Here is a 23,776-nt window from a genome sequence, read left to right as displayed (position 1 = left end):
TAAACATGGCAAAAAATAAAACAACAAAATCTAAACCTGCAACTTTAGATTTTTCAAAATACGTACGTTGGTTTTGGATGGTATTTTTAGGTGGTATCTTAGCTATTATACTCTTGTTTTTATTTGCGTCTTGGGGATTTTTAGGTGAAATGCCAGATTACACAAGACTAGAAAATCCAGAAACAAATCAGGCAACTGAAATTATTTCATCAGACGATAAAACATTAGGTAAATTCTATTTTAACGATAATAGAACACCTGTGGGCTTTGAAGATTTATCGAAAAACTTAGTAGATGCTTTAATTGCGACAGAAGATGTGCGTCATTTTGAGCATTCAGGTATCGATGCTAGAGGTACACTTAGGGCTATCGTTAACTTAGGAAGTAAAGGTGGTGCGAGTACAATTTCTCAACAAGTAGCACGTCAGTTATTTGTTGGTGTTGCTTCTACAAGTACAATAAGCAGATTAACTCAGAAAATAAAAGAATGGGTTATTGCAACACGTTTAGAGCGTCAATACACTAAGGAAGAAATTATTGCGATGTATTTCAATATCTATGATTTTGGAAATAATGGTGATGGTATTCGTTCTGCATCCCGAATTTATTTCGGAAAAGAACCAAATGAGTTAGATATAAAGGAATCTGCTATGTTGGTTGGTATGTTTAAGAATTCTTCCTTATATAATCCTATTCCTTCAAGAAACCCTGTTGGTGTTAGAAATAGACGTAATGTTGTTTTAGCTCAAATGGCTAAATATGAATATATCTCTCAAGAAACAAAAGATTCACTGCAGAAAACAGAACTCGATTTAAATTTTTCACCAGAAAATCATAAAGAAGGTACAGCAACCTATTTTAGAGAATATTTACGAGCGTTCATGAAAGATTGGACCAATGATAAAAAGAATAGAAAGCCAGATGGTTCTAAATACAATATTAACAGTGATGGCTTAAAGGTTTTTACAACAATAGACTCACGTATGCAGAAGCATGCTGAAAATGCTGTTGCATTACATATGCCAAGACTACAAGCTGAGTTTGACAATCAAAATACACCAAAACGAAATAAAACAGCACCATTTTTAGAATTAAGCGCATCTGAAATAAAAAACTTAATGGAGAATGGTATGAAGCGTGGCGAGCGTTGGCGAATACTAAAAAAACAAGGAAAATCAGATAAAGAAATCAGAGCATCTTTTGAAAAACCAACACAAATGCGTGTTTTTAAATGGGTTAATGGTAAAGCTAGCGAAGTCGATACCATTATGAAACCTATTGACTCTATGCGTTATTACAAATCGTTTTTACGTCCAGGAATGATGTCTATGGATCCACAAACAGGCCATGTAAAGGCGTGGGTTGGTGGTATGAACTACAAGCATTTTCAATACGATATGGTAAAACAAGGCAAACGCCAAGTCGGTTCTACATTTAAACCTTTTGTGTATGCCACAGCGATAGATCAATTGCAATATTCGCCTTGCGATTCGTTTCCTAGAACACAAATAACCATTGAAGCCAATAAATTTGGAAATCCAGAACCATGGACGACGAAAAATTCTGATGGTAAATATTCAGGCAAACAAACCCTTAAAGATGCGTTGGCAAGTTCTACCAATACGGTTACAGCACGCTTAATGAACGAAATTGGTCCACAGCCTGTAGTAGAAATGGCAAAAAAATTAGGCATTACTTCAGAAATTTTACCAGTACCAGCTATAGGCTTGGGTACTGCAGATATTAGTGTGTATGAGATGGTGGCTGCCTATTCTACTTTTGCAAATAAAGGAGTGTATAACAAACCTGTAATGGTAACACGCATTGAGGATAAAAACGGAACAATACTTTATCAATTTGCACCAGAAAGTAAAGATGTGCTCAGTGAAGAAGTGGCTTTTGTCACTGTAAATTTAATGGAAGGTGTGACGCAGGCAGGTTCTTCAGGCGGACGCTTAAGATCTAAAGGTGTTGACAAGTATAATGGTATGTACAGAGAAATCATGACAGGTTATCCATATGAATTAGATAATCCAATTGCTGGTAAAACAGGAACAACACAAAACCAAAGTGACGGCTGGTTTATGGGTATGGTGCCCAACTTAGTAACAGGTGTTTGGGTTGGTGCAGAGGATAGAGCTGTGCATTTTAGATCTATTACTTATGGTCAAGGTGCTTCTGTGGCATTACCAATTTGGGGATTGTATATGAAAGCGTGTTACGAAGATGAAACTCTAGAGGTTTCTAAAAGAAAGTTCGAAAAACCTTCAAATTTAAATATCAATATTGATTGTGAAGTGCATGGTGAAGGTGATTTGGGTCCAGATGAAGACCTTGAAGATATCGACGCATTTGATTTCTAAATAGTGTTAAAGCTATTACGTTAACAGCGCTTATTTCAGTTCTAGTTTAATAGGTATTCTAATCTTAGTTTTGTATTTTTATAAAGCTAAATTTTCCATATATGATAAATAAAAAAGTGGCAAATATTACCGAAGCACTAGATGGTGTTTCTGATAATATGACCTTTATGTTCGGTGGTTTTGGTTTATCTGGTATTCCAGAGAATGCCATTGCTGAATTGGTAAAACGAAAAGTAAAAGGCTTAACCTGTATTTCTAATAACGCAGGAGTAGATGATTTTGGGTTGGGACTTTTACTGCACCAAAAGCAGATCAAAAAAATGATTTCGTCTTATGTAGGTGAAAATGATGAATTTGAGCGTCAGATGCTTTCTGGCGAATTAGATGTCGAATTAATTCCACAAGGCACCTTAGCAGAACGCGCTAGAGCGGCACAGGCTGGCTTTCCGGCATTTTATACACCTGCTGGTTATGGCACTGAAGTAGCTGAAGGAAAAGAAACCAGAGAATTTAATGGTAAAATGTATGTTTTAGAACATGCTTTTGATGCTGATTTCGGATTTATTAAAGCATGGAAAGGTGATGCTGCTGGAAATTTAGTCTTTAAAGGAACAGCTAGAAACTTTAATCCTAATATGTGTGGTGCAGCTAAAATTACGGTTGCTGAGGTTGAAGAATTAGTACCAGTTGGCGAATTAGACCCTAATCAAATTCATATGCCAGGCATATTTGTGCAACGTATTCTTCAAGGTGAGACTTACGAAAAAAGAATTGAACAACGTACTGTAAGGAAAAGAAGTTAAACGTTTTAAGTACTTAGAGTATCAAGAGTTGTATTCCTCAGACTTGCAATAAAGTAATAGACTCAACTCTTATAAAAAACAGTTCGAATTTGCCCTAACTTTAAATACTTTAGGCACTTTTTAACTTGAAGTATATAATAGACAAAGAAATATTAATGAACATACAAGTGCCCAAAACTCTAATTACTTTAGGCACTCATAACTTTTTAACGATATAGAATGTTAGATAAAAACGGAATCGCAAAACGCATTGCAAAAGAAGTACAAGATGGCTATTATGTCAATCTTGGTATCGGTATACCGACATTAGTTGCCAATTACGTGAGAGAAGATATAGAAGTAGAGTTTCAAAGTGAAAACGGTGTTTTGGGCATGGGTCCATTTCCTTTTGAAGGTGATGAAGATGCAGACATTATTAACGCAGGCAAACAAACCATAACCACTTTACCAGGAGCTTCATTTTTTGATTCGGCAACGAGTTTTGCAATGATCCGTGGTCAACACGTGGATTTAACGATTCTTGGAGCTATGGAAGTATCTGAAAGTGGTGATATCGCCAATTGGAAAATCCCAGGAAAAATGGTAAAAGGCATGGGAGGCGCTATGGATTTAGTAGCAAGTGCAGAAAATATTATCGTTGCGATGATGCATACCAATAGAGCAGGAGAATCTAAGTTGTTGAAAAACTGTTCATTACCACTAACAGGAGTAGCTTGTGTAAAGAAAATTGTTACAAACATGGCAGTTATAGAGGTGACACCAAAAGGTTTTAAACTTTTAGAGCGTGCTCCAGGCGTCTCTGTTGATGATATTAAGAAGGCCACAGAAGGAGCATTGATTATTGAAGGTGATATTCCTGAAATGATATTGTAGTATTTAGCAGTACATTATGAAATTTGAACCACTAAAATTTAGTGGTTTTTTTGTGCGTAAAATCGTCACTAAAACCCTAAAATGTTAAAATTAAATGTATTTCATCGATTTATAACGTATTTAAGCTGATTAATTAAAAATATGTTTCATATTGCAGTCCCAAACAAAACGAAATTAATTAACGAGATTAGCCATCAATGTAATTAGCCTTTTTTGTTTCAAATCTACCAAGATTATTAAAGCTTATGAAAACGAACCCAAATCTACCAGAACCTACTTTAAATGATGAAGAGCAATCTTCAGTTTTAGAAAACACCTTTGAGTTAGTCACAAATGTTTTCAAATTAGCCAAAAGAGTATTCATGCTATAACCCTTTGGGTATAGCATGAATTAACTTTTTTGTGTAAGCCTGCTTTGGTGATGCATAAATGGTGTCTGCATCTCCAATTTCTTCAATTTTTCCATAATTCATTACCAGTAATTGATCTGCCATATATTTTACAACCGCCAAATCGTGTGAAATAAAGATATAGGTGAATCCAAATTGTACTTTTAAATCATTCAGTAAGTTTAGCACCTGTGCCTGAACAGAAATATCTAATGCTGAGACAGACTCATCACAAACAATAAGTTGCGGTTCTAATGCAATGGTTCTCGCAATACCAACACGTTGTCGTTGTCCACCAGAAAATTCATGTGGATACCTATCAAAAGCTGAGGCATCTAATCCAACTTTTTCTAAAATAGAGATGACTTTTTCTTTTCGTTCTTTATTTGAAGTGCCAATATGATGCACCTTCATAGGTTCTATAATGGCATTTCCAACTGTTAAACGTGGATTTAAGGAGGCAAAAGGATCTTGAAAAATAATTTGAATATCTTTTCGTAGCGTTCGCATTTCGGAACTGCTTAAATTAATAATAGCCTTTCCTTTATATAAGATTTGTCCGGAAGTGGCTTTATCTAATTGTAAAATCGCATTTCCTAAAGTAGATTTGCCGCAACCAGATTCGCCAACCAATCCTAAAGTCTCACCAGGAAACACTTTAAAACTGACGCCATCAACGGCATTAAAAGGTTGATTTTTAGAAAACCAACCTGTTTTTGAAAAGTATGTCTTTTCTAAATCAATAACTTCTAATAATGGTGCTTGCGCATATAATTTTTTATGATGCTCTCTCCTATCAGTGTCAGAAATAATGGATTTATTCACATTATCTGCCATAAAATCAGAAATAGTTGGTAATTGTTTTAAACGAAAATCAGTTGAAGGTCTTGCCGAAATTAGTGCTTTTGTATAATTGTGTTTTGGCGAATTAAATATTTCGTGAGTTGTGCCTTGCTCTACAATTTCGCCTTGATACATCACTAAAACGCGATCTGCCAATTCGGAAACCAAAGACAAATCGTGTGAAATAAACAAAATACTCATTTTTGTTTCGGTTTGAATGTCTTTCAACAGCTCTAAAATCTCTTTCTGGACTGTAACATCTAAAGCTGTTGTTGGCTCATCTGCAATTAGTAATTTTGGTTTACAGGCAATGGCCATGGCAATCATAACCCGTTGTTTTTGGCCGCCCGAAATTTCATGCGGATAGGCTTTAAAAATACGTTCTGGATTGGGTAATTTAACCTTTCCGAAGAGACTTAAAACTTCTGTTTTTATTTCTGAAGTTGATAACTTAAAATGCTGTTTTAAGATTTCTTCAACTTGTTTCCCACAGCGCATTGATGGATTTAAAGAACTCATTGGTTCTTGAAATATCATGGCAATCTCTTTTCCTCTGATGGCTTGGAATTCTTTTTCAGATAAACCAACCAAATTTCTATCTTCAAATTGAATAGAACCAGATGTAATTTTAGAAATCTGTTTTGGCAATAATCCCATTAAAGCCAATGAAGAAATGGATTTTCCAGAACCAGACTCGCCAACCACAGCTACGATTTCATTTTTGTAGGTTTCAAAAGAAATATGTTTTATTATTTCCTTTTCTATTTGTTTTTTAAAGAAGGAAATATTTAAGGCTTCAACTGTAAGTAACTTTTCTTTTGCCATAAGTAAATGTAGTTATTTTCTTCAATAGTGTTGTGGTAAAACCGTAATCGAAACAAAAGGTCATGTATTTGGTTAAAAACCTTTTATTTAAATCTTTGTTTTAACAAAATTTTAATACTTTCAAGGCAGAAACACTAAAAAATTCAAGAACTAATTAAACAATTTACATGAAAAACAGAATTACACTAACATTTATGAGTTTTCTACTTTTAGGATTCACAATGATGTATGCACAGCAAAGAGAATGCTCTGCAATGGAGAACTTAGAGTACAGAAAACAATTAGATCCAGGTTTGCAAAAGAGAATGAATGATATTGAAGCATTCACACAAGCTAAATTACAGCAAATGGAGGGTAAGAGTATCAGCGGTGATATTATTACTATTCCTGTTGTGGTGCATGTTTTATATAGAAATAGCACCGAAAATATTAGTGTAGCACAAATACAATCCCAAATGGATGTGTTAAATGAAGATTTTAGAAGAACAAATCCTGATGCAGACAATATTTGGTCTCAAGCTGCAGATTCACAAATTCAGTTTTGTATGGCTAGTGTAGATCCTAATGGAAATGTTACCAGTGGTATAACAAGAAAATCTACAACACGACAAGACTGGGGCACATCTGATGATATGAAAAGATCTTCTCAAGGTGGTGTAGATCCATGGGATACAAGTCAATATTTAAATATGTGGATTGTGCCAAGAATGACAAGTGGTGGACGTACAATTTTGGGATATGCACAATTTCCTGGTGGCAGTGCTGCTACTGATGGTGTTGTAATGGCCTATAATTATTTTGGCCGTGTAGGAAATGTTTCTGCACCTTTTGATGGTGGAAGAACGACTACTCACGAGGTTGGCCATTTTTTAAATTTAAGACATATCTGGGGTGATGCTAACTGCGGTAATGATTTAGTAAGTGATACACCGACACACCAAACATCGAATGGTGGCTGCCCTATTGGAAAAGTATCTTGTGGCAGTACAGATATGGTACAAAACTATATGGATTATACAGATGACTCTTGTATGAACTTATTTACTCAGGGACAAGCAGATAGAATGCGTGCTGTTTTAGCGTCAGGAGGATTTAGAAGAAGTTTAGCTTTATCCGATAAGTGTGGTGGAGGTGGAACGACATCAACATGTACTGATGGTGTTCAAAATGGAGATGAAACAGGTGTAGATTGCGGTGGTTCTTCGTGCACACCTTGTCAAACAGGTTGCAGCGATAATTTAGTTAATGTATCTATTACATTCGATAATTACCCAGAGGAAACAGCTTGGGTATTGACAAATAGTAGCAACCAAACCGTAGCTTCGGGATCGTATTCAACAGCTAATGCAGATGGTTCTACTGTAACAGAAGATTTATGTTTACCAAACGGTTGTTATACATTTACTATTACTGATGTTTATGGAGATGGTATTTGCTGTGCTTATGGTAATGGATCATACTCGGTTACTGATGCTTCAGGAAGTTTAGCTTCTGGTGGTTCGTTTACAAGTTCTGAAGCCAATAACTTCTGCTTAGGAACAACAGCACCGACTTGCACAGATGGTATCCAAAATGGAGAAGAAACAGGAGTTGACTGTGGAGGTTCATCTTGTGCACCTTGTACAGCACCTCCAACTTGTACCGATGGTATTCAGAATGGAGATGAAACAGGTATTGATTGTGGTGGCTCGTCTTGCACACCATGTTCTACAGGTGGATTTACAGTATTAAACGAAGGTTATTTTGAAACTGGCTGGGATGGCTGGGCTGATGGCGGAAGCGATAGTTTCCGTTATTCAGGGGCGCGCTCTTACGAAGGTAATTTTTCAATTAGATTAAGAGATAATTCTGGTACAGCATCGTCCATGACATCACCTGCTTTTGATTTAAGAAGCTTTAGTCAAGTTGAAGTAGAATTTTATTTCTATGCCAACAGTATGGAAAATGGAGAAGATTTCTGGGTGCGTTATTATAACGGATCGTCATGGACTACAGTAGCCACTTACGCTAGAGGAACAAACTTTAATAATGGCACTTTCTATACAGCAACTGTGTCATTAAATGTATCACAGTATAATTTTGCCACAAATTCACAATTTAGATTTCAGTGTGATGCTTCAGCAAATAATGATCAAGTTTATATCGATCAGGTCACAATAACAGGTATTGGTGCTGGTGCAAGAATTAAAGCAGACTCTATAGAAATCATTAGAGCTGTTGATACTGATGATGGTTTTGATTCTGAGGAAGAATTTGTAATCTATCCTAACCCAGTTAAAGGAGATATCCTGCATGTGAAACTTTCTGAAAATGCAAAAGCGTCGTACAGGATTATTAGTATGTTAGGTCGCACAGTATTGCAGGGAGACTCTATTAAAGAAATCAATGTTTCTAGCTTAAAAGCTGGCATGTACTTTATTGAGGTTAATGACGGAGATGAAGTGATGACCAAAAAATTCATTAAACAATAACCTTAACTGTTTAATGTAATATTTAAAAAGTCCTGATGAAAATCAGGACTTTTTTTATACGTGTTTTATTTCATTATCATGAAGTAATTCATCTCCACGTAATCTTAGAAAAATCTGAGCCACAGCAATGGTGTCTTTTTCACAATAGACAATAATCCGATCTATTTCTTTTTCCTTGTAATAGACACGATAAACTTCGCTTCCATCAATATCATCTTTTGGTGAAGGAATTCCTAAAACATTGGTGAGTAACTTTAACGAGGTGTAGGTTTTATAGTCGCCAAATTTCCAGAGTTCTAAAGTATCGAGATGTGGCACTTCCCATGGCTTTTTACCGAAGAGATTCAGTTTATATGGTAATTCTATGTTATGGATAATCATGCGTCTTGCGATGTACGGAAAATCAAATTCCTTACCATTATGTGCGCAGAGTAAATGTTTGTTAGCGCTAAAATGTGAAATCAGTAAGTTTTTAAATTCTTTTAAAAGTTTAATTTCATCACCATAAAATGAGGAGACTCTAAACGTCCGAGATTCACCTTCCATTTTAAAATACCCAACTGAAATACAGATAATTTTACCGAATTCTGCCCAAATACCTGCTCTGTCGTAAAATTCTTCTGCCGTAAATTCTTCCTTGCGTTGGTAGTGCGATTTTGCATCCCAAAGGTCTTGTTTGGTAGCATCTAAGTCAGAGAAATTTTCCGTTTCAGGAACAGTTTCTATGTCTAAGAATAGAATATTTTCTAGGTTGAGTTTGCTAATCATTGTTTTAACATTTCATAAGCTTCATCAATAAAGATATAAAAATCTGATGGAAATGAGTTGATAGTCGTCTTACTTCTATGATGTCCTAATCTTGTAATAATAAGATTATCCTCTGGAATTGAAATTACATATTGCCCTAAAATACCGCGCATTGCAAAGATGTGTTTGCCTTGGTAATCGCTAATCCAAAAGCCATAGCCATATGGTTCGCCTTCAAATCTTGAGGTTGTGGCTTTAGCGACGAAGGTAGAATCTAAAATTTGTTTACCATTCCAACGGCCGTGATCTTTATATAATTTTCCGAATCTAGAGAAGTCTCTAGCATTACTAGAAATACAACAAAATGCTTTTGCTAGTCTATTTTCATCATCATCTAATTGCCATAAGGCATTTTCTGAGGTGCCTAAAGGTTGCCAAAAACTTTGAGAAAGATAATTGGCTAGTGGCTTATTACTCGCTTTTTGAATAACCATGCCTAATAACTGTGTGCTTCCACTTAAATACTCAAATGCTTCACCTGGTCTTTTTATCACTTTTTGATTTAAAATGGTTTCAGCTAAGTCGTCATCATAATTGGCTCTTGCTGTAATTGAGAAGGGACTTGTATAAGATTCTACCCAATCTAAACCCGAAGCCATTGAGGACAAATCACCAATAGTGGTTCCTGAGCCTTCAAATTCTTTATAAAAATCACTAACGGGTTGGTCTAAATTTTTAATATAACCGTCCATTATGGCCTTACCAAGTAATGATGTGGTAATACTTTTTGCCATTGAAAATGAATTGGTTTTAGAGCTTTTTGAATAATCCTCAGCATACCATTCATAGTAGATACTATCATTTTTAATGATTAAATAGGCGACTGTACCTAGTTCGTTGTTAATGTTGGTTAGTGTGCTGGTCGCATTCGTTTTGTTATAGTTTTTATGCAAAGGCCATTTGTCTGTAGTGTTTCCTTTTTTAATGGTATCATTTTCAAAATAAGGATAGTCATCAATAAAAGCTGTGACGTGTCCGGTAAAATAAACCACACGTATGCCTTTTAAAATGTAGTCGTAATCAAAAATATAAGACGTAATAATCAGTAAGCCAATGATTCCAATAAGATATTTAAGTGTTTTTTTAATAAATTTCATCGAACTAAGATTAATTATTTGTTTTACGTCTTTTAAGTTTTTGCTTATAAAACGACTTATCTGCAATATAAAGTGTCTTATTAAAAGTAGCAATTATATTTTGGTTTTGGTCTACGAGCGACATCGTTTTAATAAAGTCCGTTTCTTTTTGTGTTGAAACCAATTGCTTTATCTGTTTAATATCTTCTGAAGTAAAAATAAATTCGCCATAAATAGTAGACTTGGCTGGTTTTTTATAACGTGCTTCAACAGCTTTGTCCCAAACCACATAATCCTCGCCAAGTATCTGAATGAGCTGAATCATATAAATAGGATCTGTAGCTGCTAACATGCTACCGCCAAATAAAGAACCAGCATAATTACGGTTTTTCCAATTCAGTTTTATTCTGATTTTTACATAGTGTAAATCGTCACTAACTTCAATAAGTTTGGCCGTGGTGCGTTTGTACATTGGCGACCAATTGAAACCATATTTATAAATGGTAGATGCTTTGAAGAAGCGCTTTAGAAATTCGGTTGCAATTTTGTACATAGTACTTAAAATAAAGACTGTTGTTTGTATTCACTTTCGTGGTTAAGTAACCATTGCTTTCTGTGTAAACCACCAGCATAACCCGTTAAACTGCCATCACTTCCAATAACACGATGACACGGAATGATAATCCAGAGCGGATTTTTACCATTAGCACTTGCTGCGGCTCTTATTACTTTTGAGTCACCTAATTGCTTGGCGAGTTGTAAATATGAAATGGTTTTACCAAAAGGAATCGTTCCTAATTGTTTCCAAACCTTTTTTTGAAACGAGGTACCTTCAGGATTTAATTTTAAGTCGAAAGTTTTGAGTTTTTCGTTAAAATAAGCTTTTAGTTGAATGACACAATCTAACAAAGGTTCCGGAATGGTTGTGGATATATTTTCTTCTGCATTTGCTATTGATACTGAGGAAATACCATCATTATCACCTGTAATTTTAGCAATACCTAATGGTGTTTCAATAGTGCAGGTATGCATTAACCTTCAGGCTTATCGTTGTCAATAATACCTAAACGTTTGGCTCTAGTTTCCCAACTTTTTCGTGCCATCATTTGTAAATCTGAGACGTTATCACTTTCATCCATAATTTCTAGTCCTAGTAGTGTTTCAATCACATCTTCCATGGTGACTAAGCCACTCACAGATCCATATTCATCAACGACTAAGGCTAAGTGATTTCTGCTTTCTACTAATTGCTCAAACAATGTTGGTATTGGTAAATTACGATCTACAATAATGATACTTCTTTTAATTTCTGACAATAATTTAGAACCGTTACCAAGGGCCATTTCTTTAAAAACTTCGGCCTTTAAGACTAAACCAGTAATATTATCGGAATCATTTGTAAAGACAGGAATTCTTGAAAATCTAATATTAGAGTTGGCTTTAAAAAAGGCTTCAACCGTAGTGTTTTCATTTTCAGTTTTTACAACGGTACGTGGTGTCATGACATCCTTGGCTTGCACAGTTTTAAAGTTCAGTAAGTTTTTAATCACTTTACTTTCACTTTCTTCAAAGACTCCTTCTTCGTGAGCAATTTCTGTCATGGCTACAAAGCCTTCTCGACTTAAAACACTGCCGTGACCTTTACCACCAATTAATTTTGTGGTAAGTTGAAGTAACCACAGAATACCTGTCCATTTCAGAGGAAATATAAGAACATTTAAAGCCTTGGTTGTAAAATTTGCTAATTGTCTCCAAAAGGTAGCTCCGATTGTTTTTGGTATAATTTCTGAAGCGACTAAAATAAGAATCGTCATTAATGTAGATACAATAGCAACCATAAGATCTTCGGTGAATTTAATACCTAAGAAACTTTGTTCAACGCTACCATAACTCTCAACATAAGCGACTTTAGCTTGTACACCCACTAGGATAGCTCCGACAGTATGTGCAATAGTATTTAAGGTAAGTATGGCAATTAAAGGACGATCCACATCCTTTTTTAATTCTTCTAATTCAACAGCATAAGCTTTGCCTTCTTTCTTTTTAAGATTGAGAAACGTTGGTGTAATACTTAGCAGCACAGCTTCTAGAATAGAACATAAAAATGAAAAGAAGATGGAAATAACAGCGTAAAAAATGAGTAAGCCCATTGATGTATTGAAGTTTAGTTAGTGCGAAGTTACGAAATTAATTTCACCACATCCTTAGCAAAATAACTCGCAATAACATCAGCACCTGCGCGCTTAATAGCGGTTATTTGTTCTAGCATTACAGCATCATGGTCTAGCCATCCTTTCTCTGCAGCAGCTTTAAGCATGGCATACTCACCTGAAACCTGATATACTGCAATGGGTACATCAAAAGTGTTTTTTATATCACGTACAATATCTAAATAACAAAGTCCAGGTTTTACCATAACGATATCTGCACCTTCATTAATATCCATTTCGGTTTCTCTAATGGCTTCGTCTCTGTTTGCAAAGTCCATTTGGTACGTTTTCTTGTCTTTAGGCACATCTGCCATATCCACAGGAGCAGAATCTAAAGCATCTCTAAAAGGGCCATAAAATGCAGAGGCATATTTAGCCGAATAGCTCATAATACCTGTATCTATAAAATTAGATTGGTCTAAAGCTTCTCTTATACCTAAAATACGGCCATCCATCATATCACTTGGTGCTACAAAATTGGCTCCAGCTTCGGCATGAGAAATGCTCATTTCGGCTAAAACTTCAACAGTAGCATCGTTTATGATTTTTCCGCCTTCAACAATACCATCGTGACCATAAGCAGAAAACGGATCTAAAGCCACATCTGTCATTACCAACATGTCAGGGCAAACGGCTTTTACCGTTTTAATAGCGCGTTGCATTAAGCCATTTGGGTTTAAAGCTTCTGTGCCTTTATTGTCTTTTAGCGCATCTTCAACCTTAACAAAAAGTAAAACGGACTTTAAACCTAAGCTCCAAAGTAATTTTACTTCAGCTTTGAGTAAGTCTAAACTAAAACGGTAATAATTAGGCATCGATGCAATCTCTTCTTTTATGCCTTTGCCTTCTACGATGAAAAGTGGTACTAAAAAATCGTTAGGTGAAATGCTGGTTTTACGCACCAAACTTCTAATGGCTTTATTGGTTCTTAGTCTTCTATTTCTTCTAATTGGAAACATAAATTTTTATTTTGAGACCTTTGAGGTTTTCAAAACCGGAAAGGTCTTGGTATCTACTAAATATGATTATTTTTATCAATCACAAAGTTAACTATTAAAACCCATTTTCTATTGCTAGAATCTCTAAGTGTTTTAGATTTCAAATTTCCTTGGCGAAGCTATCAAGATCAACTTTTAAAGCGTTTTGACTGTCATATTGCTGACGATCACTTTCATGTTATTGCGCCTCCTGGATCTGGTAAAACCATTTTAGGAATTGAAATTATGCGTCGCATTGGTAAAAAAACACTGGTTTTGGCACCAACTTTAACCATAAGAAATCAATGGGAAAATAGGTTACAAACGTTTTTTACAGCAACAGAAAATTTTAAGAATTATTCGTTTGATATAAAAGCACCAAGCGATGTTACGTTTTCCACATATCAGTCACTTCATGCACTTTACAAATCGTTTGAAGACAAAGAAGATTATTTTAAATTCTTTGAAAAACACAATATTGAAGTTGTTGTTTTAGACGAAGCACACCATTTAAAAAATGCATGGTGGCAATGCCTTATCGCACTAAAAAATAATAATTCGTTTTTTGTAGTGGCACTGACTGCAACACCACCTTACGACAGCACCAAATCTGAAATCACTAAATATTTTACACTTTGTGGTGAGGTTGATGACGAAATTGCCATACCAGATTTGGTAAAAGAAAACGATTTAGCACCACACCAAGATTATGTCTATTTTTCTAAACCCAACGATTTAGAAATTAATTTTATCGTAGACTATAGACGAAAAATTGCTGATTTTAAAGACGGGCTATTAAAAGATGCCGTTTTTATTCAATTTCTGAAAAATCATCGGTTTTATAAGCATCCAGAGCAAGAATTAGAGACCATTTATACAAACACTTCTTATTTTTCATCCATATTAGTTTTTTTGAATGCTTGCGGAATTAGCATTGAAGACACCAAGCTAGAAATTTTAGGATTTAGTAAAAAGGAAGCGATTACTTTTCCGAAGTTAGAATTAGAATGGTTAGAAATTTTACTTCAAAATTTGTTGGTTACTGACCGAGAAATCCTGATCGCTTCTGAAGATTACCTCTCAACGCTCGAAAAGAAACTAAGACGTCTTAATGTTTTTGAAAGACAACGCGTCAACTTTACAGGTGAGCAATTACTTTACAAATCGTTAGCTTATAGTCCAAGCAAGTTAAATAGTATTGTAGAAATTATCAAGGCCGAAAAACAGATTTTGGGTGATAATTTAAACTGCGTAGTGTTAACAGACTATATCCGAAAAGAATTTTTAAACAGAAGCTCTGAAAATTTAGAACATATCACTAAAATTGGTGTGATTCCGATTTTTCAATATATAAGAAGTCGATGCCATCTTAATGCGGAACTAGCTGTCCTTACTGGAAGTTTGGTTATTGTACATAAATCTATTTTAGAGGCTTTTAGTGCCATAGCTTCTTTAGAGAATTTTACGTTTACACCTTTAGAAACAGACCCGTCGTTTTTACAAATAAGTGTCAAAGGCAAATCTAAAAAATCGATTGTAAGTATCATGACTGCCCTTTTTGAAAACGGCACTATTAAAGTTTTAGTAGGCACCAAATCCTTGTTGGGCGAAGGTTGGGATGCACCTTCAATTAATAGTTTAATATTAGCGTCTTTTGTAGGTTCGTTTGTGTCTTCTAACCAAATGCGAGGCAGAGCGATTAGAAAAGATGAAGACCAACCTAACAAAACGGCAAACATCTGGCATTTGGCTTGTATTGACCCAACCGATACGGATGGTGGACGCGAAATAGATATTTTAAAACGACGGTTTGAAGCATTTGTAGGTGTTACAAATACGAAGATTCCGTTTATTTCGAATGGATTTGATAGATTGAATTTTCCTGAGGAATTCCCAATAGAAATGCTCGAAAATTTAAATAACGAAACACTAAAAGCAGCAAGCAAACGACCAATAATTACAGAACGTTGGACCACCTCTATCGGAAGCGGCACCAAATTAACCAAACAAGTAAAATTATTGCAACAAGGTGATCAACCGTATCAGAAACAAAAGCAAATTTACTATTTTGATGTGGTTCGTTTTTTTATTGCAGAGCTATCAACAGCCATTTTATTATTTTACTTTGAGTTTATTTTAGAAGCTATAAATTTAGCTTTGAATCGTGGTTTTGTGTACCTAATTTATGCGTTTATGGGTGCTTTCATCATTCGGTTTGGATATAAGTTATACCAAGCAGTGACGCTGTATTTGCGCTACGGCTACCTCTATAAAAAGATTGAAAAAATGGGCTCTGCTATATTATATACCATGCACCATTTAAAATTTTTAAGTACTGATTTTAATAGTGTTGAGGTCGTTGCAGAACGTCTTAACAAAGGTGATGTGGTTTGCAATTTAGTTGGCGCAAATACCTATGAAATTGCCGTATTTTCTAAAGCGCTAACGGAACTTTTAGAACCTATTGATTCGCCACGCTACCTTATTATTAAAACAAGCTTCTTTAGAAAACAACTTAATGTTGAAAATTTCTATGCTGTACCTGACATCTTTGGTGACAAAAAGGAAAATGCGCTCGTGTATCAGAAGTACTGGAAACTATATATGGGCAGAAATAAATTGGTATTTACTAGACAAGTTGAAGGGCGAAAACTACTTCTAAAAGCCAAATTATTTCATGTTTATAATGCGTTCAAAAAAGTATCTAAAGAGGTTATTGCTTGGAATTAGTTAAACCCAATCTTTAGGATTTTGCAATACCTCAATTAAGCGTTCTTCTTCACTACCAACTTCAGGATGGTGGTCATAAACCCATTGCACATGTGGAGGTAAACTCATTAAAATACTTTCGATGCGTCCATTGGTTTTCAGTCCAAACAAAGTGCCTTTATCGTGTACAAGATTAAATTCCACATAACGTCCTCTTCGTATTTCTTGCCATTTACGTTGGTCTTTAGTGTAGAGTAAAGCTTTTCGTTTTTCAACAATTGGCACATAAGCTTCAAGGAAACTGTTGCCAACTTCGGTGACAAAATCGTACCAGTTTTGCATAGTCATCCCATCTGATGCTTTACAATAATCAAAAAATAAACCGCCTAAACCACGACCTTCATTTCTGTGTGCGTTATGAAAGTATTCGTCGCATCGTGCTTTGTATTTTGGGTAGAATTCTGGATGATGCTTGTCGCAGGCTGTTTTGCAGGTGTTGTGAAAGTGAATTGCATCGTCATCAAACAGATAATATGGCGTTAAATCTTGTCCTCCACCAAACCACTGATCTACAATAGTTCCGTCTTTGTCATACATTTCAAAATAGCGCCAATTGGCATGTACGGTTGGTACCATTGGATTTTTTGGATGTAAAACGAGACTTAATCCACAAGCAAAAAAATCAGCATCTTCAACACCAAAGTATTTCTGCATACTGTCTGGCAATTTTCCATGCACACCAGAAATATTGACTCCACCTTTTTCAAAGACAGCTCCGTTTTCTATGACTCGTGTTCTGCCACCTCCACCTTCCGGACGTTTCCAAATGTCTTCTTCGAATTTGGCTTTGCCATCGATTTCTTCTAATTTAGAAGTGATGGTATCTTGTAATTGGTTTATGTAGTTGAAGAATTTGTTTTTCATGGAAGACCTAGCAGGTTTTTCAAACCTAGCAGGTCTTAAATTATGTTCAAAATCTAAATTTTTCGATGAACTGTCATGTGCAAATAAAAGATTTTGCAAGTTATCAAAAAGGTCAATAATATATGTTTTTCTTTGACTAATAATTGTTTCGTTTTTGTTGAAAAAATGCTGAAATGATGAAAATTCATAGGATTTAAAATCAGCGACAATTTTATGATTTTCAGGATTTTTATGAATATATAAAATGAGCTGTTTTAAATAATTTTCATCTTTAATTTGTTTTCTTTTGAATGGCCTTTCGAGTAGAGCTCCTGTTCTTGAGTTAAGCTTATTATAAGCTTTAGTGTAGGCGTTGAATAGGTTAGAAAATGCTTGTGAAATTTCTTTAGTTTCAGATGTAACTTCAATTGCAAAATGAAAATGATTATTTAGTAAACAATAGGCTAATATATTGGCTTTAGGATAGAGGTATTTTTCGACTAGTTTCAGAAAATAGGACATATTCTCATCATTCTTAAAAATAGATTCGCTGTTAATTCCTCGATTGTAAATGTGGTAATAATTTCCTTTCTCTAATATTTCCATCGTATTATTTTAATCGAATAAATATAGACCTGCTAGGTTTTTGAAACCTGCTAGGTCTGTAACTCATTAATAATTTCTTTTTTCTAGTGTTTCTATGGTATTATTTTAATCTATTGAATGTAGACCTGCAAGGTTTTTAAAACCTGCTAGGTCTGTAACTCATTAATAATTTTCTTTCTCTAAGTGTTTCTATGGTATTATTTTAATCGATCGAATATAGACCTGCAAGGTTTTTAAAACCTGCTAGGTCTGTGTAATTCATACAACTCCATATCTAAGGGTTGTTCACCTGTTGGTGTAAATTCATTTTTTAATGTTTTTTGCCATGTAAATTTAGTATTAAGAGCAACGTTTACACTTGGTAAATTATCTTTGTGGGCAATGATTTGAAGTGTTTCTAACCCTAAATCGTTAAAGGCATATTTTGATAATTCTTTTATAGCTTTAGACGTTAAGCCTCGCCCTTTAAAAGTGTAACTAATACAATAAGCAAATTCGCCTTGTTTTTTATCCCAATCGAGTTCTTTGATGTAAATGACACCTGCCAGTTCTCTCGTTTCTGAATGTTTTATGGTGAATAAAAATTCTTCTTTATTTTGAATTTTTTTCAGCTTTTCTTCAACAAATAACTGTGATAAGGTCGGATTTAAATTTTGAGCAAGTGTGCCAGGAAAGTAACGTTTTAAACGGTCTGTGTTTACAATCATAAAATTGCATAGTTTCCATGCATCACCATTATGGACTGCATTGATTTCAAAATCATCAAACTTCAAAATCATAAATTAGGCATTTAGTTTTTCGAAGGGTTCAAAGCCTATGCTATCATCGTCATCGTAAAGTAAATCAACAGCTATAACTGAGGCAGAGGTGACGCTTAAAGGCAATACTAAGACTACACCTACAATAGGAATTAGCAACAATAACATAAAACCGATACCATTACCTATAGCGAGTCCTCGATTTTTTCTAATAAAAGCCACACTTTCTTTATAGCTAAAATGACGTTCTAAGGTGTAATCCATATTGCCAAAACCAGCATAATACGCTTGGACTAAAAAGAGTAATGCCGTTGAAAAAATATTAACTACAGGTATAAATTTTAGGAGTAAAATAGGAAGGGTAAACAATAACTCTTGCGATAAGTTTCTTAAACTTAATCTAATACCTCGAAGTAATTGTTTTGTAAATGATGTGTTTACATGGTTCTTAGCGGGTTGACCTGTAAAATAAGCTTCGATTTTTTCTGAAACAGGACTCATAAATGGCGATGATAATGCCATAATGATATGTTTATATAAAATAAGTCCAATAGCAAAAATTACAATGCCACTTATAAAAGTTGAAATCGCTGTAAACGTGGCTTTTCCGAATTCCCAAACCCAAATACCTGCAATCCATTCACCAAGATTATCTGAAAGGCCATAAGCTGAAACAAAAATCATAAAGAATACAACCAGACTAATAAGCATTGGTATCACAAAGTATTTCCAGAGTTTTAATTTTGAAATTAAACCGTAGGCACCTGTGTAAACCTGAAGTCCTTTTAGTATATTTTTAAACATCTTTTTGTTTTTTAATAGAAGGTTACTATTAACAAGACGCATAACGTTACTATCTGTTACGTTAAGAGCCTAAAACATTTATGACTCATATTCTTTTACGGCATCGATAAACGCTTTAGCATTATCCAAACCAATATTTGGTAAAATACCATGACCTAAATTAACGATGTATTTGTCTTTACCAAATTCGTTAATCATTTGGTGTACCATCTTTTTAATTTCAGATGGTGGCGAAAACAAACGTGTTGGGTCAAAGTTACCTTGTAAGGTAATATTTCCTCCTGTTAAGTAACGTGCATTTCGAGCAGAGCACGTCCAGTCAACTCCTAAAGCAGACGCTCCAGATTTTGCCATCTCGCCTAAGGCAAACCAACAGCCTTTTCCGAACGCAATGACTGGTGTTTCATCTTTTAAACCATCGATGATTTGCTGAATGTATTGCCAAGAAAATTCTTGATAATCAACTGGCGATAACATGCCTCCCCAAGAATCAAACACTTGAACAGCATTAACTCCTGCTTTCACTTTTTCCTTTAAATAAGCAATGGTTGTATCTGTAATTTTCTGCAATAACAAATGTGCCGCAACAGGATTTGTAAAACAAAATTCTTTAGCCTTATCAAAGTTTTTTGAGCCTTGTCCTTGTACACAATAACACAAAATTGTCCATGGCGAACCTGCAAAACCAATCAACGGAATCTCGTCATTAAGTTTTTCTTTAGTTGCTTTTATGGCTTCGTAAACATAACTTAAAGCGTCTTTTACATCTGGGACAATAACATTATCGACATCTTTTGAGGTGCGAATTGGGTTTGGTAAATATGGCCCAAAGTTAGGCTTCATTTGTACTTCAATATTCATGGCTTGAGGAATCACTAGAATATCACAAAACAAAATTGCAGCGTCCATGCCGTAACGACGAATCGGTTGTACGGTAATTTCACTTGCTAATTCTGGTGTTTGACAACGTGTAAAGAAATCGTACTTTGCCTTTATTTCCATAAATTCAGGCAAATAACGTCCTGCTTGGCGCATCATCCATACTGGTGGACGGTCTACGGTTTCACCTTTTAATGCTCTTAGGAATAAATCGTTGCGAATGCCTGCGGAAGCAGGTATCTTATTAATTGAATCGCTCATATTATAATGTACTCTAAGTTGAGAATTTCATTAAATTATTTCTTTTTCATAACTACAAGGTTTTAGAAACCTTGCAGGATTTTAAAATATTCACAGACCTACTAGGTTTTAAAAACCTAGTAGGTCTTTGAGTTGATTGTTAATAATCTTGTCAGACCTGCGAGGTCTTCGTAAAGCCTCAAACCTGCTATGTCTCCGTCTCCTTCCCTTTGGGAAGGCTGGGATGGGCTTTATTTATAATACGCATTAACCAACTCAACCACACTCTCCACCAAAGGTGCGTTAGCAACACGTACCTCTTCAAAATACTTCTTAGCTTCAGTAGCCGTAGTTTCTCCAATACAAAAGGCTATCCCTTTTGCTTTGTTCTGCTTTAAGAAACTTTGAACCGTTGATGGACTGTAAAACATAACACCATCTAAATCGCCATCCACTTTTTCTGCATCAAACTTAGTTTCGTAAGCTTCAACTTCATTTACTTTAATATGGTTTTCAGATAAAACATCTGGTATGGTATCTAATCTTAAATTACTACAGAAATAGGTGACTTCAGTACCATCTATAAATTCAACTAAGTGCTTGGCTAAATCTTTAGCGTATTGTTCGTAATGTTTTACTTTACCAATGCGCTTTTCAACCATGCGCTTTGTTTTTCGACCAACACAATAAATATTTTTGAATTGTAATTCTGCTGCTGAAAAATTGGTAAGTAATGCGTCTACTGCATTCTGACTTGTAATAATGACGTTTTCAATTTCATTTCTAACCACACTTTTAGTTAAGCGATTTGGATTGATTTTAATTGAATCATTACTTTCAGCAACCACATCTTCATGAAACATTGCAATTTGGTCGTTGGTCAGTTTTTTAGTAGAATAAATATTAGTGATTTTATCCCCTCTTTCTAATTCGTCAATTAATATTCTGCCACCTTTACCAATAATATAATCGGCACAGAATTCTGCAATATTATAATGACTCCCAATAGTAGCCACTTTAGAAACTTCTATTTTTTTTGTCCCATCTTTACTTAAAAGAATACCTTTAAAATTAAGCTCTCCTGTTTTGTTTACGTAAGCTAATGCTCCAATCGGAGCTGTACAACCACCTTCTAATCGATTTAGAAATTCGCGTTCAATAGAAGTGCAAATTTCAGTTTGTTCATCATTAATTTCTGCACAGATGGCTCTTGTTTCTTCATCAGCCTTTAGGGCTGCAATCATAACAGCTCCTTGTGCAGGCGCAGGAATCATCCAACTTAAATTGACTGAATTTTCTGGTGTTAATTCTAAACGACCTAAACCAGCAGCAGCGAAAATAGCACCATTCCAATCCTCATTAGTTTCAAGTTTTTCTAGTCTTGAATTAACGTTTCCTCTTAAACCTACAATGGTATGTGTTGGATAGCGATTTAGCCATTGTGCTCTTCGTCTTAAACTTCCGGTTGCTATAACGGCTTCTCTAGCAGATAAAAACTCTTCGTTGGTTTTAAATACTAAAGTATCATTTGTGTTTCCACGTTTTAAAACGGCGGCTTGTACAATGCCCTTTGGTAAAATGGTTGGTACATCTTTTAATGAATGTACCGCAATATCAATAATACCTTTAAGCATAGCGATATCTAAAGTTTTTGTAAAAATACCTGTGATGCCTAATTCGTATAATGGTTTATCTAAAACTAAATCTCCAGTGGATTTTATAGGTACTAAAACGGTTTTATGACCTAAATGTTCAAGTTGAGACTGAACCGTTTTTGCTTGCCACATAGCGAGCTGGCTATCGCGTGTGCCAATGCGAATTATTTTAGACATTCTGGGTAGTTTCTAACTGAAATATTTTTTTGATAAGCTCGATACTTTCATCAGAAGAATCGCTGTCTTCCCTAAGATGATGCGCAAATTGGTTGGTGATTTTCTGGATGAGGTTATTGGTAATTAATTCAGCCTGATCTTCATTAAAGTCAGCCAATTTTTTACGCTGTGTGTTGAATTCAGAATCTTTAAAACCTTTAAGTTTGTGCTTAATAGCCTGAATGGTTGGTACAAATTTTAGTGTATCTAACCAGGCGTTAAATTCCGACTTTATATCTTCAATAATAACTTCGGCAACAGGAATGAAGGCTTTACGTTTTTCTAAAGTTTCATCTGTGATTTTTGCCAAATCATCTAAATGAATTAGAGTGACGTTTGAATGTTCCTTAATGTCTTCATTTACGTTTTTAGGAATCGATAAATCTAATACTAAAAGTGGTTTCGTGGTTGAGATTATAGATTTATAAACGGTTGGGTTTTGAGCTCCAGTAGCAACAATAAGAATGTCTGACTGGTTAATTTCTTCTTGAAGATTTTTATGGTCCTTAACGATAAGGTTAAATTTACCTGCAATTTCTTCAGCTTTATCTTTAGTTCTATTAATAAGTGTAATGTGGGAATTCTTGGTATGCTTTACCAAATTTTCGCAAGTATTTCGACCTATTTTACCAGTTCCGAAGAGTAAAATGTTTTTTTCATTAATATTCTGAACCGTATTCATAATATACTGAACAGAAGCAAAGGAAACAGAAGTTGCGCCAGAGGACAATTCGGTTTCCGTTTTAATCCGCTTGCTCGCTTGAATCACAAAATTGACCAAACGTTCTGTAAAAGAATTTAGTAAACCTGCTTTTCTTGAGGCCTTGGCACCAAATTTTAGCTGACTTATAATTTCAAAATCACCAAGAATCTGACTATCTAAGCCAGAGCCCACGCGAAACATATGATTAATCGCTTCTTTGTTTTTATGAATGTAGGCAACTTCTTGAAATTCTTCAACCGTTCCTTTGGTGTTTTCACATAACAAGTGAATCAGTTGATAAGGATGTTCTGCAAAACCGTAAAGTTCGGTTCGGTTACAAGTTGAAACTACTAATACGCTTTCAATACCGTTAGCCTTAGCCTGAGTTAGCAAATTTTCTTTTGCTGTATCACTGAGACTAAAATGACCACGCACTTCGGCATCCGCTTTTTTATAGCTGAGACCTATAGCATAAAAATATGTACTCTTTTGTTGCATTCGCTCGTTTACCTGACTTAGAATTTAACCAGCACAAAAATATATCGGTTATTCACAAAAAAACAACGCTAGAAGAACTTAAAGTATCGATTGTGGTTTTTTGTGATTCTTTTTTACTAAAACATGATAATTGTCATATTTTTGTACTAAAATCAAGGGTTTTTTAGC

General features: G+C 34.9%; 19 protein-coding genes. 6 read left to right on the top strand and 13 right to left on the bottom strand.

Going from position 1 to position 23,776, the window contains the following annotated elements; genetic code table 11:
• Window positions 1–5 precede the first annotated feature (5 nt).
• From AB8B52_RS08475 to AB8B52_RS08460, 4 genes are all read left to right on the top strand, one after another.
• Entirely contained in the window at window positions 6–2,363 is a 2,358-nt protein-coding gene (locus AB8B52_RS08475; RefSeq protein ID WP_406027105.1) for a penicillin-binding protein 1A, read from the top strand.
• 101 nt (window positions 2,364–2,464) lie between these two features.
• The gene (locus AB8B52_RS08470; RefSeq protein WP_406027103.1) at window positions 2,465–3,166 is read left to right on the top strand and encodes a CoA transferase subunit A; all 702 of its coding nucleotides are present in this window, start codon (window positions 2,465–2,467) and stop codon (window positions 3,164–3,166) included.
• Window positions 3,167–3,385: 219 nt separating this feature from the next.
• The gene (locus AB8B52_RS08465) at window positions 3,386–4,039 is read left to right on the top strand and encodes a 3-oxoacid CoA-transferase subunit B (protein WP_406027101.1); all 654 of its coding nucleotides are present in this window, start codon (window positions 3,386–3,388) and stop codon (window positions 4,037–4,039) included.
• A gap of 245 nt (window positions 4,040–4,284) precedes the next feature.
• Window positions 4,285–4,410, top strand: a complete 126-nt coding sequence (locus AB8B52_RS08460; protein WP_406027099.1) for a hypothetical protein — start codon at window positions 4,285–4,287, stop codon at window positions 4,408–4,410.
• Here AB8B52_RS08460 and AB8B52_RS08455 read toward each other — a convergent pair.
• Window positions 4,405–6,096: an ABC transporter ATP-binding protein gene (locus tag AB8B52_RS08455; protein ID WP_406027097.1), complete on the bottom strand. Its 1,692-nt coding sequence runs from the start codon at window positions 6,094–6,096 to the stop codon at window positions 4,405–4,407. The genes AB8B52_RS08460 and AB8B52_RS08455 overlap by 6 nt on opposite strands.
• Before the next feature lie 167 nt (window positions 6,097–6,263).
• On the opposite strand from AB8B52_RS08455, the gene AB8B52_RS08450 reads away from it, so the two are divergent.
• Entirely contained in the window at window positions 6,264–8,567 is a 2,304-nt protein-coding gene (locus AB8B52_RS08450) for a M43 family zinc metalloprotease (protein ID WP_406027095.1), read from the top strand.
• A 54-nt stretch (window positions 8,568–8,621) separates the two neighbouring features.
• Here the strand turns inward: AB8B52_RS08450 and AB8B52_RS08445 are convergent, their stop codons facing one another.
• Genes AB8B52_RS08445 through hemB form a run of 6 tightly spaced genes read right to left on the bottom strand, consistent with a single transcriptional unit; the run spans window position 8,622 to window position 13,619 of the window.
• Window positions 8,622–9,335 carry a 3'-5' exonuclease gene (locus AB8B52_RS08445; protein ID WP_406027093.1) on the bottom strand — a complete coding sequence of 238 codons (714 nt, stop codon included), beginning with the start codon at window positions 9,333–9,335 and terminating at the stop codon, window positions 8,622–8,624.
• Entirely contained in the window at window positions 9,332–10,471 is a 1,140-nt protein-coding gene (locus AB8B52_RS08440) for a serine hydrolase domain-containing protein (RefSeq protein ID WP_406027091.1), read from the bottom strand. The genes AB8B52_RS08445 and AB8B52_RS08440 overlap by 4 nt, the downstream gene beginning before the upstream one ends.
• A 10-nt stretch (window positions 10,472–10,481) precedes the next feature.
• On the bottom strand, window positions 10,482–11,003 hold the full coding sequence (locus AB8B52_RS08435) for a PaaI family thioesterase (protein WP_406027089.1): 522 nt from the start codon (window positions 11,001–11,003) through the stop codon (window positions 10,482–10,484).
• 5 nt (window positions 11,004–11,008) lie between these two features.
• Window positions 11,009–11,482 carry a methylated-DNA--[protein]-cysteine S-methyltransferase gene (locus tag AB8B52_RS08430; protein WP_406027087.1) on the bottom strand — a complete coding sequence of 158 codons (474 nt, stop codon included), beginning with the start codon at window positions 11,480–11,482 and terminating at the stop codon, window positions 11,009–11,011.
• A complete protein-coding gene (locus AB8B52_RS08425) occupies window positions 11,482–12,600 on the bottom strand; it encodes a CNNM domain-containing protein (protein WP_406027085.1) in 1,119 nt (372 codons plus the stop codon). Before AB8B52_RS08425 ends, AB8B52_RS08430 begins: the two co-directional genes overlap by 1 nt.
• Window positions 12,601–12,629: 29 nt before the next feature.
• Window positions 12,630–13,619, bottom strand: coding sequence for a porphobilinogen synthase (hemB, locus tag AB8B52_RS08420; protein WP_406027083.1), 990 nt, complete (start codon window positions 13,617–13,619; stop codon window positions 12,630–12,632).
• Window positions 13,620–13,730: 111 nt separating this feature from the next.
• On the opposite strand from hemB, the gene AB8B52_RS08415 reads away from it, so the two are divergent.
• A complete protein-coding gene (locus AB8B52_RS08415; protein ID WP_406027082.1) occupies window positions 13,731–16,367 on the top strand; it encodes a DEAD/DEAH box helicase family protein in 2,637 nt (878 codons plus the stop codon).
• Here the strand turns inward: AB8B52_RS08415 and hemF are convergent, their stop codons facing one another.
• The 6 genes from hemF to hemA all read right to left on the bottom strand — a co-directional run bounded on the left by hemF (window position 16,368) and on the right by hemA (window position 23,608).
• Complete coding sequence (hemF, locus tag AB8B52_RS08410) at window positions 16,368–17,270, bottom strand: oxygen-dependent coproporphyrinogen oxidase (RefSeq protein WP_406027126.1); 903 nt, start codon at window positions 17,268–17,270, stop codon at window positions 16,368–16,370.
• Window positions 17,271–18,088: 818 nt separating this feature from the next.
• Window positions 18,089–18,634 carry a GNAT family N-acetyltransferase gene (locus tag AB8B52_RS08405; RefSeq protein WP_406027080.1) on the bottom strand — a complete coding sequence of 182 codons (546 nt, stop codon included), beginning with the start codon at window positions 18,632–18,634 and terminating at the stop codon, window positions 18,089–18,091.
• A gap of 3 nt (window positions 18,635–18,637) precedes the next feature.
• Window positions 18,638–19,417, bottom strand: a complete 780-nt coding sequence (locus AB8B52_RS08400; RefSeq protein ID WP_406027078.1) for an EI24 domain-containing protein — start codon at window positions 19,415–19,417, stop codon at window positions 18,638–18,640.
• Between the two features lie 78 nt (window positions 19,418–19,495).
• Window positions 19,496–20,557: a uroporphyrinogen decarboxylase gene (gene hemE / locus AB8B52_RS08395; RefSeq protein ID WP_406027076.1), complete on the bottom strand. Its 1,062-nt coding sequence runs from the start codon at window positions 20,555–20,557 to the stop codon at window positions 19,496–19,498.
• A 230-nt stretch (window positions 20,558–20,787) separates the two neighbouring features.
• Window positions 20,788–22,368 carry a hydroxymethylbilane synthase gene (gene hemC, locus AB8B52_RS08390; RefSeq protein WP_406027074.1) on the bottom strand — a complete coding sequence of 527 codons (1,581 nt, stop codon included), beginning with the start codon at window positions 22,366–22,368 and terminating at the stop codon, window positions 20,788–20,790.
• Entirely contained in the window at window positions 22,361–23,608 is a 1,248-nt protein-coding gene (hemA, locus tag AB8B52_RS08385) for a glutamyl-tRNA reductase (protein ID WP_406027072.1), read from the bottom strand. Before hemA ends, hemC begins: the two co-directional genes overlap by 8 nt.
• Window positions 23,609–23,776 lie beyond the last annotated feature (168 nt).

Origin of the sequence: Winogradskyella sp., assembly GCF_045105575.1 — a bacterium.
Classification (GTDB): Bacteria; Bacteroidota; Bacteroidia; order Flavobacteriales; family Flavobacteriaceae; genus Winogradskyella.
Note: the sequence above shows the minus strand (reverse complement) of the source record. Positions and strands in the feature narration are given on the sequence as shown.

Bases quoted from the DNA above. Each gene is read 5' to 3' on its own strand.
- AB8B52_RS08475 (WP_406027105.1), top strand. From the start codon at position 6: ATGGCAAAAAATAAAACAACAAAATCTAAACCTGCAACTTTAGATTTT.
- AB8B52_RS08470 (WP_406027103.1), top strand. From the start codon at position 2,465: ATGATAAATAAAAAAGTGGCAAATATTACCGAAGCACTAGATGGTGTT.
- AB8B52_RS08465 (WP_406027101.1), top strand. From the start codon at position 3,386: ATGTTAGATAAAAACGGAATCGCAAAACGCATTGCAAAAGAAGTACAA.
- AB8B52_RS08460 (WP_406027099.1), top strand. From the start codon at position 4,285: ATGAAAACGAACCCAAATCTACCAGAACCTACTTTAAATGATGAAGAG.
- AB8B52_RS08455 (WP_406027097.1), bottom strand. From the start codon at position 6,096: ATGGCAAAAGAAAAGTTACTTACAGTTGAAGCCTTAAATATTTCCTTC.
- AB8B52_RS08450 (WP_406027095.1), top strand. From the start codon at position 6,264: ATGAAAAACAGAATTACACTAACATTTATGAGTTTTCTACTTTTAGGA.
- AB8B52_RS08445 (WP_406027093.1), bottom strand. From the start codon at position 9,335: ATGATTAGCAAACTCAACCTAGAAAATATTCTATTCTTAGACATAGAA.
- AB8B52_RS08440 (WP_406027091.1), bottom strand. From the start codon at position 10,471: ATGAAATTTATTAAAAAAACACTTAAATATCTTATTGGAATCATTGGC.
- AB8B52_RS08435 (WP_406027089.1), bottom strand. From the start codon at position 11,003: ATGTACAAAATTGCAACCGAATTTCTAAAGCGCTTCTTCAAAGCATCT.
- AB8B52_RS08430 (WP_406027087.1), bottom strand. From the start codon at position 11,482: ATGCATACCTGCACTATTGAAACACCATTAGGTATTGCTAAAATTACA.
- AB8B52_RS08425 (WP_406027085.1), bottom strand. From the start codon at position 12,600: ATGGGCTTACTCATTTTTTACGCTGTTATTTCCATCTTCTTTTCATTT.
- hemB (WP_406027083.1), bottom strand. From the start codon at position 13,619: ATGTTTCCAATTAGAAGAAATAGAAGACTAAGAACCAATAAAGCCATT.
- hemF (WP_406027126.1), bottom strand. From the start codon at position 17,270: ATGAAAAACAAATTCTTCAACTACATAAACCAATTACAAGATACCATC.
- AB8B52_RS08405 (WP_406027080.1), bottom strand. From the start codon at position 18,634: ATGATTTTGAAGTTTGATGATTTTGAAATCAATGCAGTCCATAATGGT.
- AB8B52_RS08400 (WP_406027078.1), bottom strand. From the start codon at position 19,417: ATGTTTAAAAATATACTAAAAGGACTTCAGGTTTACACAGGTGCCTAC.
- hemE (WP_406027076.1), bottom strand. From the start codon at position 20,557: ATGAGCGATTCAATTAATAAGATACCTGCTTCCGCAGGCATTCGCAAC.
- hemC (WP_406027074.1), bottom strand. From the start codon at position 22,368: ATGTCTAAAATAATTCGCATTGGCACACGCGATAGCCAGCTCGCTATG.
- hemA (WP_406027072.1), bottom strand. From the start codon at position 23,608: ATGCAACAAAAGAGTACATATTTTTATGCTATAGGTCTCAGCTATAAA.